The organism is Streptomyces sp. AC627_RSS907 (assembly GCF_019049165.1).
On sequence record NZ_JAGMUE010000030.1, the window covers coordinates 179,672 to 192,994 of the forward strand.

10 protein-coding genes are annotated in these 13,323 nt (G+C 71.4%); 4 read left to right on the forward strand and 6 right to left on the reverse strand.

Going from position 1 to position 13,323, the window contains the following annotated elements; genetic code table 11:
• The first annotated feature begins 35 nt into the window (after positions 1–35).
• The gene (locus KUM32_RS09220) at positions 36–1,154 is read left to right on the forward strand and encodes a hypothetical protein (protein WP_217141317.1); all 1,119 of its coding nucleotides are present in this window, start codon (positions 36–38) and stop codon (positions 1,152–1,154) included.
• A gap of 61 nt (positions 1,155–1,215) precedes the next feature.
• On the opposite strand, the gene msrA is transcribed toward KUM32_RS09220, so the two are convergent.
• Positions 1,216–1,728: a peptide-methionine (S)-S-oxide reductase MsrA gene (gene msrA, locus KUM32_RS09225; protein ID WP_217141318.1), complete on the reverse strand. Its 513-nt coding sequence runs from the start codon at positions 1,726–1,728 to the stop codon at positions 1,216–1,218.
• A 315-nt stretch (positions 1,729–2,043) separates the two neighbouring features.
• On the opposite strand from msrA, the gene KUM32_RS09230 reads away from it, so the two are divergent.
• A complete protein-coding gene (locus KUM32_RS09230; RefSeq protein WP_217141319.1) occupies positions 2,044–3,267 on the forward strand; it encodes an FG-GAP-like repeat-containing protein in 1,224 nt (407 codons plus the stop codon).
• A 252-nt stretch (positions 3,268–3,519) separates the two neighbouring features.
• On the opposite strand, the gene KUM32_RS09235 is transcribed toward KUM32_RS09230, so the two are convergent.
• Entirely contained in the window at positions 3,520–4,560 is a 1,041-nt protein-coding gene (locus KUM32_RS09235) for an NAD(P)-dependent alcohol dehydrogenase (protein WP_217141320.1), read from the reverse strand.
• Positions 4,561–4,728: 168 nt separating this feature from the next.
• Between KUM32_RS09235 and KUM32_RS09240 the strand changes: the two genes are divergently transcribed.
• The gene (locus KUM32_RS09240; RefSeq protein ID WP_217141321.1) at positions 4,729–5,601 is read left to right on the forward strand and encodes a helix-turn-helix domain-containing protein; all 873 of its coding nucleotides are present in this window, start codon (positions 4,729–4,731) and stop codon (positions 5,599–5,601) included.
• Between the two features lie 91 nt (positions 5,602–5,692).
• Here the strand turns inward: KUM32_RS09240 and KUM32_RS09245 are convergent, their stop codons facing one another.
• From KUM32_RS09245 to KUM32_RS09255, 3 genes are all read right to left on the reverse strand, one after another.
• Positions 5,693–9,055 (reverse strand): S8 family serine peptidase, encoded by a 3,363-nt coding sequence (locus tag KUM32_RS09245; RefSeq protein ID WP_308408623.1) that lies wholly within the window; start codon positions 9,053–9,055, stop codon positions 5,693–5,695.
• 352 nt (positions 9,056–9,407) lie between these two features.
• Positions 9,408–10,649 (reverse strand): Ig-like domain-containing protein, encoded by a 1,242-nt coding sequence (locus KUM32_RS09250; protein WP_217141322.1) that lies wholly within the window; start codon positions 10,647–10,649, stop codon positions 9,408–9,410.
• A gap of 235 nt (positions 10,650–10,884) precedes the next feature.
• Positions 10,885–11,238, reverse strand: coding sequence for a hypothetical protein (locus KUM32_RS09255; protein ID WP_217141323.1), 354 nt, complete (start codon positions 11,236–11,238; stop codon positions 10,885–10,887).
• A 109-nt stretch (positions 11,239–11,347) separates the two neighbouring features.
• Between KUM32_RS09255 and KUM32_RS09260 the strand changes: the two genes are divergently transcribed.
• Positions 11,348–11,665 (forward strand): hypothetical protein, encoded by a 318-nt coding sequence (locus tag KUM32_RS09260; RefSeq protein WP_217141324.1) that lies wholly within the window; start codon positions 11,348–11,350, stop codon positions 11,663–11,665.
• A 75-nt stretch (positions 11,666–11,740) separates the two neighbouring features.
• Here KUM32_RS09260 and hutH read toward each other — a convergent pair whose 3' ends face one another.
• On the reverse strand, positions 11,741–13,279 hold the full coding sequence (gene hutH / locus KUM32_RS09265) for a histidine ammonia-lyase (RefSeq protein WP_217141351.1): 1,539 nt from the start codon (positions 13,277–13,279) through the stop codon (positions 11,741–11,743).
• Positions 13,280–13,323 lie beyond the last annotated feature (44 nt).

Consider the following 13,323-nt stretch of genomic DNA (forward strand, 5'->3'; position numbering starts at 1 on the left):
GGCCAATTGCCGGCGGTGTCTGGTTCGCTTGAGGCATGGAGATTCTGTGGGTCCTGATGGCAGTGGTCATGCTGGCCTTCGTGCTGCTTCCCGTTCTGCGGCGCCGGCGGAGCGCGGTCGGCCTGGTCCACCCCGGCCACCCGGACGCGGCGGACCCCGCGAACTACGGCTTCGTCCGCGAGGAGGAGCTGGACATCCGCATGCCCGGCCCCGACCAGGACCTGCTGGACGTCCTGGACCTGGTGCAGCGCACGCAGGACTACCGAGGGGCCCAGCAGCTCCTGGCCGGCACGGAGGCGGAGGGCGAGCGGCGCTGGCAGCGCGTGCAGGCCTTCGCGGGCGCCGCGTCGCTGGAGCTGGCGCGGCGGCCCGGCGGCGTCGGCGAGACGCCGGGCGGGCAGTGGCTGCGGGTGTGGCGTGCCGAGGTCCCCAAGGACGCGGGCGGCGCCGCGGTGCACGCCGAGTTCCTCGTGCAGCAGGCGTGGCGGACGGCGACGCCGGGCACGGACGAGTTCCGGATCATCATGGAGGAGGCGAAGGCGGCCTGCGGCGAGGCGGCGCTGCTCGCGCCCGGCGACCCGGTGCCGTACATCGTCGAGCTGTCGGTGGCCCGTGGTCTCGGCTACCCGCGCGAGGACTTCGAGCAGCTCTGGCTGAAGATCCTCGACCGCGCGCCGAACCACATGGGCGCGCACCTGGCCGCCCTGCACTACTGGTGCGAGAAGTGGCACGGCTCGCGCGACCTGGCGTACTCCTTCGCGGAGGCCGCCGCGGCCCGGGCCCCGCAGGGCTCGCTGCTCGCGGCGATGCCGCTCTTCGCGGTCTTCGAGCACCTGCCGGAGGTCAACCTGGTCAGCGGCTTCTACCAGAGCGAGGTCGTCACCAAGGCGGTCCACGGCGCGCTGCACGCCGTCCACTCGGCCCGCCCCGACGACCCGATGCAGGCGCACGTGCGCCATCTGCTGGTCCTCTTCCTGGTCCGCGGCGAGCGCTGGGCCGAGGCGATGAACCAGCTCGTACTCATCGACGGCCACGTCGGTGCCCTGCCGTGGTCGCTGTCCACGGACCCGGCGGCGGAGTTCGCGGTCTACCGCGCCCTGGCGGTGGCCGGCTACGAGGCGAACGGCGGCAGCCCGGCGACCCTGCCGCACTGAGAGACCGCACCGGTGTGCGGTGCGGCCCGGCGGGATGCCGACCGGGCCGCACCGCTCGCGGTCAGCCCTCGGTGCGGGCGGGCAGCCGCCACCCGGGGCGCGGGAAGTGGCAGGTGTAGCCGTCCGGGTAACGCTGCAGGTAGTCCTGGTGTTCGGGCTCGGCCTCCCAGAAGGGGCCGACCGGCTCCACCTCGGTGACGACCTTGCCGGGCCACAGTCCGGAGGCGTCCACGTCCGCGATCGTGTCTTCGGCGATCCGCTTCTGCTCGTCGTCCACGTAGTAGATCGCCGAGCGGTAGCTGAGGCCGATGTCGTTGCCCTGGCGGTTCTTGGTGCTCGGGTCGTGGATCTGGAAGAAGAACTCCAGGATCGTGCGGTAGTCGGTCTTCTCGGGGTCGAAGAGGATCTCGATGGCCTCCGCGTGCGTGCCGTGGTTCCGGTACGTGGCGTTCGGCACGTCGCCCCCGGTGTATCCGACCCGGGTCGACGTGACGCCCGGGAGCCGGCGGATCAGCTCCTCCATCCCCCAGAAGCATCCGCCCGCAAGCACGGCCCTCTGCGTTCGCGCAGCCATTACGCCCTCCACTATCTGTGCCTCGGTCACTCGGGCCACTCGGCTGGCACACCACCGGCACCTGACGCCCACACTCGTCAACGCGCGAGGGTCCGAAGCGATTCCGTGCCCGCCCGACCCGCCCCGCGGCCGCGCTGTCCGGGCGCTTCCGGTCCACCGCGGTGACTGCGATGCTGGGGTCACTCAGCGCCGCTCTATGATCACCTTGCTCGCGTCGGCCGACCGCCGGAGCCCGGCGGCACCCCCGGGAACCGGCGTGCGGACGGGACCGGGGCCCGGCGCGAAGAGGAGTACAAAGGGGAGGGGAACAGGGGCATGAAGAACCGATTCCACCGGGGCGTGGCGACACTCGTCGGCCTCGCGCTCGCCGGCACCGGCCTGGCCACCGTGAACGCCGCTCCGGCGGTCGCGAGCTCGTACGACTGCCCCGCGGGCTACTTCTGCGGGTGGACGGGCGAGAGCGCCGACGGCTCGATGTGGAAGACGAACAAGAGCGTCGCGGACCTGGGCAGCTGGGACAACAAGATCCGCTCGTACGTCAACCGTACGACGTCGATCGCCTGCGTCTACGAGGACAAGGACTACGTGCCGTGGGGCGGTTACTGGGCCCAGGAGCCCAACTCGCCCGGCGAGCTCAACGGGGACCCGGTCGCGACCACCAGCTCGGTCAAGTTCGTCCGTACCGAGCGCGAGTGCAGCCGGTCCGCCTACCCGGGCTGGGTGTCCGAGACCTCCCCCGAGGCCCTGGGCTTCGGGGACATGAACGGCGACCGCAGGGCCGACGTGATCACCCGCGACGAGGCCGGACGGCTCTGGTTCACTCCGGGCGACAGCACCGGCCGGCTCATCGGGGCGGGCGGCTGGAACGGCATGAGCGCCCTCACCCGCCACGGTGACTTCAGCCGCGACGGCCACGAGGACCTCATCGCCCGCGAGGCCTCCACCGGCAAGCTGTGGCTCTACCCCGGCACCGGTACCGGCTCCCTGGGCGCCCGCGAACTGATCGGCTCGGGCGGCTGGAACGCCATGAGCCTGATCACCGCCTTCGGCGACCTGACCGGGGACGGCCGCTCCGACCTGATCGCGGTCGAGAAGGCCACGGGCAGGCTGTGGCTCTACCCGGGCACCTCCACCGGCACGCTCGGCTCCCGCACGCTCATCGGGTCCGGCGGCTGGAACAGCATGAACGCGCTCATCGGCATGGGCGACGTGAACGGCGACGGCCGTCCCGACCTCTACGCGCGCGAGGCGTCCACGGGCAGGCTCTGGCTCTACCCGGGCACCTCCACCGGCACGCTCGGCTCCCGCACGCTCATCGGATCCGGCGGCTGGAACGCCATGGCCGACTTCATCCCGGTCGGCGACTTCTCCGGTGACGGGCACCCGGACCTCGCCGCGGTGACCAACGACAGTTACGTGATCGACGGCGTCCCGGGCCACCTGGGCTGGTTGGTCACCTACGAGGGGCGCGAGACCGGCTCCCTGTCCGCCGGCCGGCCGGCCGACGGCGAGTGGTGGGGCCTCAACGGCTTCTGCTAGACCCCGTGCCCCGGTCCGGTGGGCGTGTTCTGCCGGGCCGGTCGGGCCGGCGGGGACGGCCGGGTGCCGTTCCCGGTGACCGGCTGGAAGCAGTGGTCCGGCCCCGGACGCCCCGGGCGCGGTCACACGCCGCCGAGCCCCCTCCCGGACGGGAAGGGGCTCGGGCCCAGAGGTCACACGCCCGTGCCCGGCGTGGTCATCGGTCCCGCCACGTGGACCGCCCGCACGCACGGCTCGCCGCGGGCGGTCCCGTCAGATCGTCGCCGTGTCGATCACGAAGCGGTAGCGCACGTCGCTCGCCAGGACCCGCTCGTAGGCCTCGTTGATCTCGGACGCGGCGATCAGCTCGATCTCGGCGCCGATGCCGTGCTCGGCGCAGAAGTCCAGCATTTCCTGGGTCTCGCGGATGCCGCCGATGCTGGAGCCGGCCAGCGTCTTGCGGCCGTCGATCACCGAGAACAGGTTGAGGGAGATCGGCTCCTCGGGGGCGCCGACGTTCACCAGGGCGCCGTCCGTGCGCAGCAGGCCCAGGTAGGCGCCGAAGTCGAGCGGGGCGGAGACCGTCGAGACGATCAGGTCGAAGGTGCCCGCCAGCTCCTGGAACGTGGCCGGGTCGCTGGTGGCGTAGTAGTGGTCGGCGCCCAGCTTCAGGCCGTCGTCCTTCTTGCGCAGGGACTGCGACAGCACGGTCACCTCGGCGCCCATGGCGTGCGCGAGCTTGACGGCCAGGTGGCCGAGGCCGCCCATGCCGAGGACGGCGACCTTCTTGCCGGGGCCGGCGTTCCAGTGCCTGAGCGGGGAGTACGTGGTGACGCCGGCGCACAGCAGGGGCGCGGCCTCGTCCAGGGCGAGGCCCTCGGGGATGCCGACGACGAAGTTCTCGTCGACGACGATCTTCTCCGAGTAGCCGCCGTGCGTCGGCTCCCCGTCCTTGCCGATGCCGTTGTAGGTCATCACGTTGCCGCCGGTGCAGTACTGCTCCAGGCCGGCCTTGCAGTTGTCGCACTCGCGGCAGGAGTCGACCATGCAGCCGACGCCCACCCGGTCGCCGACGGCGTACTTGGTGACGCCGGGGCCGACCTCGGAGACGATGCCGGCGATCTCGTGACCGGGGACCATGGGGAAGATGGCCTCGCCCCAGCCCTCGCGGACCTGGTGGATGTCGGAGTGGCAGATGCCGGCGAACTTGATGTCGATCAGGACGTCGTGCTCGCGCACCGCGCGCCGCTCGATGGTGGTGCGCTCCAGCGGAGCCTTGGCGGCGGGTGCTGCGTATGCGGCGACAGTGGTCATGCCGGGGGGTCTCCGGATTCTCGTGAGCCTTGCGGCTCGTTTCTCGGGTGTACGTCCACCGTGCCTGGCCCGGAGGCATTCGCCCAGGTCACGGTTGTGCCTACGTCCCGTGTGCGTACCACTGGCGGGGTCAGGCTCCGGGGCGTACGACCGGGAATACTGGAGGGCATGGACGGACAGCTGGACCGGCGAGCCGAACTGAGCGAGTTCCTGCGCACCCGGCGGGCCCGGCTGAAGCCGGAGGACGTGGGGTTGCCGTCGTTCGGCAGGCATCGCCGGGTGCCGGGGTTGCGGCGGGAGGAGCTGGCGCAGCTCGCCGGGGTCTCGGTGGCGTACTACACGCGCCTCGAACAGGGCAACGGGCGGAACGTGTCGGCGGAGGTCCTCGACGCGATCGCCCGCGCGCTCAGGCTGTCCGACGCCGAGCAGGCGCACCTGACGCATCTGGCGAAGCCGAAGCAGCAGCGCAGGCGGGCGGCGGCGCGTGCGCAGCAGCCGGTGCGGGTGGCGCTGCTCCAGTTGCTGGAGTCGATCGACACGGTGCCGGCGTACGTGGCCGGCCGGCGGTCGGACATCCTCGCCTGGAACCGGATGGCGGCGGCCCTCTTCGGCGACTGGGGCAAGCTGCCGGCGCCGGAGCGGAACTGGGCGCGGCTGGTCTTCCTGAACCCGGAGTACCGCGACCTGTTCGTGGACTGGGACCAGAAGGCGTACGACATGGTCAGTTTCCTGCGCATGGACGCGGGCCGGCACCCGGACGACCCGCGGCTGTCCGCGCTGGTCGGCGAGCTGTCCGTGAAGAGCGAGGAGTTCCGGCGGCTGTGGGCCACGCACGACGTCAAGGAGAAGAGTCACGGCGTCAAGCGGATGCGGCACCCGCTGGTCGGTGATCTGACCCTGTCCTTCGAGACGTTCCGGATGGTCGACGACGAGGAGCAGTCCCTCGTCACGTACCACGCCGAGCCGGGTTCGCCGTCGGCGGACGCGCTGCGGCTGCTGGCGAGCTGGGGTACGGACGCGGCGGCCTCCCTGCGGACGTGACGCCCGGCCGCCCGGTCGTGAACGGCCCGCCCGGCGGGGTGCCGGGCGGGCCGTCGGGCGGGGTCGCGGCCTACGTGCCGCGGGTCACGGCCTACTTGCCGTGGTACGCGTCGTAGATCGAGATCACCGACTCGTTCTTGTTCTTGTCGACGATCGTGGCGCGGAAGGAGATGGACTTCCCCTTCGCCGGGTTCTTGATGATGATCCTGCCCTTCGTCACGGTGACCTTCTTCCAGGTCTTGCCCTGGTCGTAGGAGACCTGCACCGTGAGCGACTTGAGGTTGCGGCCCGCGGCCGCGCCCTCGACGGTGACGGGGACGATGACCGTCCTGTCGGCCGCGACCTTGCTGTCCAGGCCGGTGACGGCGGCGAAGCGGGCGGTGGACGCGGGCAGCCTGGTGAGGTCGGCCGGCCTCGTGGAGCGGAACGTCCAGCTCGCGTCGATGCGGCTGGAGGCCGCCGCGACCTCGGCGGAGCGCTCGACCGACGTCGTCAGCCGGTACTGGGCGTCACCCTCGGGCACGGTGAACTCGCCCTCGCCGTTCAGCGGGTCCTCGTGGGAACCGACCTTGGTGCCGTTGCGGTAGAGCGTGGTGGCGGCCGAGGTGAAGGCCGAGGCGCCCTCGTGGCCCTGGCCGTCGGCGAACAGCGGGACACGGCCGCTGATGGTGTCGCCGTCGCGGTAGAGGCCGGATTCGGGGGTGAGGCGCGGACCGAAGACGGCGGTGTTGAAGGTCGCCGAGTAGCTCTTGCCCGCCTGGTAGCTCTGCGGGCTGCCGAGCGTGTAGGCGGCCTCGACGACCGGGAAGCCGTCGGCGTCCACGCCGCCGTACTGCTCGAACCCGATCTCCCAGGTCACTCCGCCCGAGGTGGACAGGTGCAGGGTGCTGGTGCCGGGCAGGGGCTGCGGAACGCCGACCGTGTAGCTGCCGCCGCTGTCGGGCAGCGAGGCCGACGCGGAGACGGCGCCCGTCCGGCCGCTCGCGGAGGCGCCGAGGCCGGCCTTGAGCGTGGCCAGCTCGCTCGCCTTGTAGTGGCGGGTGTAGCCGGTGGCGAACTGCTCGACGGGGCCGCCGGCGACGGTCTCGTAGCGCTCCGTGGCGCCCTTGGTCCAGTTGGTGTACCACTGCTGGCTCATCGCACCGTCGGTGGGCCGCGGGCCGAGCTGCTTGGTGCGCAGGCCCTCGAAGGAGTTCAGCCACCAGCCGTAGCCGTACTGCTCCTCGCCCTTCTCCACCGTGAAGTCGGCCGCGGCGAAGCCGGGCTCGGCGGCCTTGTCCGGCACCGTGATGTCCACGGGCTTGGTGGTGCGGGCGTCCAGGGTGACGGTGGTGTTCCCGGTGACCTCCAGCTTCGGCTGGACGATCCAGTCACCGCCCTTCCACGCCTCCGGGTCGTCGCTCACCTGGATCGCGGAGTTGAGGATGTAACCGCCCTTGGGCACGCGGACGGTGGCGGTGCCGTCGGCGTCGTACGGGCTGAGCCACTGGCCCTTGGCGAGGCCCGAGACGCCGGTCAGGTCGGTCCGGTGGTTCGCGCTCGGCCTGCCGTCGCGGCCGATGGTCTTCACCGTGACCTCGTACGACTCGATCTCGCGCTCCACGGTGGCGGCCGTGCGGACGGACTGGGTGCCGTCGGTCGCCGTGACGTACGCCGAGTAGGCGCCGTCGACCGTGCCGCCGAGCCTGGTGTCGGTGGTGAGGGCGACGGAGGCCTTGCCGCCCGCCGGGACGGTGACCGAGGTGGCGCCCAGCGTGAAGAAGCCGGCGGGGGCCGCCTTGCCCTTGGGGTCGGTCGCGGTCGACGTCAGCTTCAGCGTGACGTCCTTGGTGCCGACGTTGCGGTAGGTCAGCTGCTTGGTGACCGGCTTGTCGTCGGTGTGCGGCCACTGCTGGGCGCCGAAGGAGACGGACACCGGCTCGGCGAACACGGTCTGCCCGACCGCCTTGTCGACCTGGATGCGGCCCGAGCCCTGCTGGAAGGGCGTGTACGCGCCGCCCTTCGTCGAGCCGGTCAGCGCGCTCTTCAGCTCGGCGTACGTCCAGTCGGGGTGCCGCTGCTTGAGGATGGCCGCGGCGCCCGCGACGTGCGGGGTCGCCATCGACGTACCGGAGATGGTGACGTATCCCGCGGGCTTCTCGCCCTCCTCCCGGGCGATGACGCTGCCCTTGGCGGAGGCGGCGGTGATGTCGACGCCGGGTGCGGTCACGTCGGGCTTGACGGCGCCGTCGAGGCCGGGGCCGGTGCTGGAGAAGGGGGCGAGCCTGTCGTTGTCGTCGACCGCGCCGACGGTGAGGGCCGCGGCGGCGCTGCCCGGGGAGCCGACGGTGCGGTCGCCGAGTTCGCCCTCGTTGCCGGCGGCGATGGCGAAGAGGATGCCCTTCTCCTCGGAGAGCTTGTTGACCTCGGCTTCCAGCGGGTCGACGTCCGGGGTGTCGCCGCCGCCGAGGCTGAGGTTGATGATGTCGGCGCCCTGGGCGGCCGCCCACTCCATGCCGGCGATGATGCCGGAGTCGTCGCCGGAGCCGTCGTCGCCGAGCACCTTGCCGTTGAGCAGCTTGGCGCCGGGGGCCACGCCCTTGTACGTCGCGCCCGCCTTGGCACCGGTGCCGGCCGCGATGGAGGCGACGTGGGTGCCGTGGCCGTACCTGTCGGTGGCGTCGGGTGAGGCGGTGAAGTTCTCGGACGCGACGACCTGGTTCGTCAGGTCGGGGTGGGTGGTGTCCACGCCGGTGTCCAGGACGGCGATCTTCACGCCCTTGCCGTCGTAGCCGGCGGCCCACGCCTTGGGGGTGCCGATCTGCGGCACGGACTTGTCCAGGCTGGCCCTGCGCACGCCGTCGAGCCAGACGTGCGCGATGCCGGAGGCGGCCTGCTCGCCGTTGGTCACCGCGTCCCACAGCTCGGGCGCGTCCTCGTGCGGGGTCTGTACGGCGTCGGCGTTCAGGGCCTTCAGCGTGCGACGGAGGGTGCCCGCGTCGCGGACGTCGGCCTTGGTGGCCTTCGCGCTGCCCTGGTAGCCGACGATGACCTTCAGGCCGTTCTTCTGGGCCTTGCGGGTGGCGGTCTTGTTCAGTTCGGTGATGTCGAAGAGGCGCCGGTCCAGCTTGCCGCCGGCGACCAGGCGGGCGGCGTCGTCCGGGACGACGAAGGTGTGCCCGTCGGCCCTGCGGATCTGGACGGGTATGTGCTCGCGTCCCTTGGCCCGCTCCAGGCCGACGACGCGGCCCTTGGCGTCGACGGCGACCCGGTCTCCGGTGATCAGCGTGACGCGGTGCCGGGCGGCACCGGAGGCGGTCTGTGCGGCACCGGCCTGCGCGGCGTACGCCTGCGCGCCGCCGGTCCGCGCCGGATCCCCCGTCCGCTCCGCGTCCGCCGCGGCCGGGCTGGTCATGCCCGCCGCGAGGGCCACGGCCGCCGCCGTGGCGACCGTGGCCGCGGCGGCTCTTTTCACTTGTCTGCGCAACGTTCCCCCTTGCGGAAGTACCGGGAGAATCCCCGTTCACCCGGCCGGGGGTGGTCTCGCACGCACGTGCTCCCCCGGAACTCGGAGTATGCCGAGGGGAGATCAGCCGCTCAAGAGCGGGAACGACGGTGGCGGCGGACCTTCGTGAAACCGCCTGCCAACTGTTACGAGACCGCGGTCGGGCGTTACACGCCCGCAACGAACTCCCTTACGCGCTCGCGGTGTTGGACGTGGCACCAGCGGGGTGCGGGCAGCCGGTGGAACGCCGGACGCCCGCCGCCCCGGAGAGGGGGCGACGGGCGTCCGGCTCACGTGCCGTGATACCGCGGGGAGTCCGGCGTCAGACCGCCGAACCCGCCTTCCACTGGGCCCAGTCCATGTTCCAGCCGTTGAGGCCGTTGTCCGGGGCGATGGTCTTGTCGCCGGTGTTCTGGACGACGACCAGGTCACCGATGATCGAGTTGTCGTAGAACCAGGAGCCCGGCGTGTTCGGGTCGTTCGCGCCCTTGGCGTCTTCCAGGCCCACGCAGCCGTGGCTGGTGTTGGCGTTGCCGAAGATGCCCTTGCCCCAGTAGTTGCCGTGGATGAAGGTGCCGGAGGTGCTCAGACGCATGGCGTGCGGCACGTCCTTGATGTCGTACTCGCCCTTGCCGTCGTCGTCGGTGAAGCCGACCGTCGAGCCGTCCATCCGGGTCTCCTTGAACTTCTCGGAGATCACCATCTGGCCTTCGTAGGTCTTGTTCTCGGGGGAGCCGGCGGAGATCGGGATCGTCTTGATGGTCTTGCCGTCCTGCGTGACCTTCATCTGCTTGGTCTTCGCGTCGACGTAGGAGACCTGGTTGCGGCCGATCTTGAAGGTGACCGTCTTCTGCTGGACGCCGTAGACGCCCTGGGCGCCCTCGACCCCGTCGAGCGCCAGCTTGAGCGTGACGGTCGAGTTCTCCTGCCAGTAGTCCTTGGGGCGGCAGTCCATGCGCTGGGTGCTGAACCAGTGGCAGGCGACCTCCTGGCCACTGGTGGTGTTGACCGTGATGCCCTTCTGGACGGCGGCCTTGTTGGTGATCTGCTTGTCGAAGTTGATCGACACCGGCATGCCCACGCCGACGGTGGTGCCGTCGTCCGGGGTGAAGGTGCCGATGAAGCTGTTCTTCGGGGAGACCGTGGTGAACGACGCGTTCTCGTGGGCGGCGCGGCCCTCGGAGTCCTGCGCGGTCGCCGTCAGCTTGTAGGTGGTGGCCCGCTCCAGCTGCCCGCTGGGCTTCCAGCTCTTCTTGTCGGCGGATATCTGACCGCTGACCTGGGTGCCGTCGGAGCCGGTCATCTTCACCTCGGTGAGCGTTCCCTTGCTCACGGTGACGGCGGCGGAGTTGTTGATGGAGGCGTTGTCCGAGCCGTCCTTGGGCGTGATCTTGATCTGGGCCTCGGACGTCTTCTTGGCCGCCGCCTCGTCGACCTCGGCCTGTGACGCCTTGCCGTTCCCGGAGGCGTCGGCGTCGCCGCTGGAACATGCCGAGAGCACCAGCACACCGCCGAGCAGTGCGGACGCGGCCATCAGGCCCTTGCGCCGCTTACCGTCCGTCATCACACGCTTCTCCATCGTTGCCGATTCCCGAAACACCGAGATACCCCGTCAAGAACTCTCAACGCTACGACCGGTTCGTCCCGTTCCGCATCGCCCTCGGATGTGGGGCACGCCACGTTCACGCGGAGGCGGAAGGCGACGCGATCGGTGCGGCGGCCGGTCGGTGCGCCCCGTGAGACGACGAAACCCCGGACGGCGGTTGCCGCCCGGGGCCACGTTTCTCCCCCACACGGCGTCAGCCGACCGTCATTTCATCATCTTCCGGGTCGTTCTCGTCGTCATCATCCTCGTCGAGATCCCATTCCGGCGAGTCGGGGTCGTAGTCGACCTGCTCACTGCTCCAGGACGCCTGCCGGAGCTCGACCCCGGGCACCCCACCGACCAGGTCGAACGGATCCACGAGGTGGGCCAGCGCCTCCGCCGTGTCCTCCGTCACAGCCCGCTCGGCGTGCGCCCGTTCCGCGTCGGGCAGGCCGGTGTCGTCCGCGAGGGACTGGAGCGCGGCCCCGGTGACGGCCTCCTCGTCGCCGATCTCGAGGACGAGCTCGACGCGAATCCGTACATAACGTGATGTCTCTGGAGTACTCATGCCCGGAGCGTAAGGCCGGCCGCTCCCGTGACTTTCCTGTGACCCGCGCCTTTCACTAACATCTGCCCACACGGCCAATTCGCCAGCGCCACAAGGGGATCGATATTCCGTGTCATCCGCTCGCCGTCCGTTGCTGACCGCCGCCGCCGCGGGCGGCCTGCTGTGTGCCCTGTGGTTCATCCCGTCCGCGAACGCGGCACCCGAGACACCGGCGCTCGAGGCCGCCGCCGCGAGCGCGTCGCCGCAGGTCACCGAGCAGGCCAGGGCCGCTTCCACGAGCAGCGCGGCCACCGGTGGGGGCACGACCCGCCTGGCCGACACCGGAAGCTTCGACAGCACGCCGTACGTCGTCGGCGGCACCCTCTGCCTCGGACTCGGCGCCGGTTTCGTCGGGTATTCGGTACGCCGGGAACGCCTCGGTCTCTGAGGGAACCTGACGTTCTTTCGGCCTTTCCGGCCATGCCGCGGGGCCCGTCCTTCCGGTCGGGCCCCGCGGGCCACGTCACCGCAGCGGCCCGGTGACCGTCTCCGCCGCCGCGACCAGGCGCCCGGCGCGCACGAACGCGTCCGCCGCGGCGAGGTCGGGCGCCAGGTAGCGGTCCGGCCCGGGACCCTCGACACCGGCCGCCCGTACGGCGTCGATGACGGCCTGCGTGGCCGGCGCCGGGGTGAGGCCCTCGCGGAGCTCGATCGCACGGGTGGCGGCGTACAGCTCGACGGCGATGACGCGGGTGAGGTTGCCGACGGCCGTGCGCAGCTTGCGCGCCGCCGACCAGCCCATCGACACGTGGTCCTCCTGCATCGCGGAGGACGGGATCGAGTCCGCGGAGGCCGGTACGGCGAGCCGCTTCAGCTCACTGACCAGGGCGGCCTGCGTGTACTGGGCGATCATCAGGCCGGAGTCCACGCCGGCGTCGTCGGCGAGGAACGGCGGCAGACCGTGGCTGCGGTTCTTGTCCAGCAGCCGGTCGGTGCGCCGCTCGGCGATGGAGCCGAGGTCGGCGACGGCCACGGCGAGGAAGTCCAGCACGTAGGCGACCGGGGCGCCGTGGAAGTTGCCGTTGGACTCCACGCGTCCGTCGGGCAGGACCACGGGGTTGTCCACCGCCGACGCCAGCTCCCGTTCGGCGACCAGGGCGGCGTGGGCCATGGTGTCGCGTCCGGCGCCGGCGACCTGCGGCGCGCACCGCACCGAGTAGGCGTCCTGGACGCGGGGGGCGTCGTCCTGGTGGTGCCCGGTCAGGCCCGAGCCCTTGAGCACGGCGAGCATGTTGGCGGCGCTGGCGGCCTGCCCCGGGTGCGGGCGGATGGCGTGCAGGTCGGGGGCGAGCACCTTGTCGGTGCCGAGCAGGGCCTCCATGGTCAGCGCGGCGGTGACGTCGGCGGACTTGTAGAGGGTGTCGAGGTCGGCGAGGGCCATGACCAGCATGCCGAGCATGCCGTCGGTGCCGTTGAGGAGGGCCAGGCCCTCCTTCTCGCGCAGCTCCACGGGGGCGATCCCGTGCTCGGCGAGCAGCTCACCGGCCGGCCGTACGGTCCCGTCGGGGCCCTCGGCCTCCCCCTCGCCCATGAGGGTGAGGGCGCAGTGCGACAGCGGGGCAAGGTCGCCGGAGCAGCCGAGGGAGCCGTACTCGTGCACGACCGGGGTGATCCCGGCGTTGAGCACGTCGGCCATGGTCCGCGCGACCTCGGGGCGCACGCCGGTGCGCCCGGAGCAGACGGTCTTCAGCCGCAGGAACATCAGCGCGCGTACGACCTCGCGCTCCACGCGCGGGCCCATTCCGGCGGCGTGCGAGCGGACGATGTTGCGCTGCAACCGGGCCCGCAGGTCCGGGCTGATGTGACGGGTCGCCAGGGCGCCGAACCCGGTGCTCACGCCGTACACGGGGTCCGGCTTGGCGGCCAGCGCGTCCACGATCCCGCGCGCCGCTGCCAGGGCGGCCACCGCGTCGTCGGAGAGTTCGACCCGGGCGCCGGCGCGCGCCACGGCGAGAACGTCGGACGCGGTGACCCCGGACGTCCCCACCACCACAGTGTGCATATCCATATTCAGGAGCGTACGCAGTGAATTCGATGATGTCACGA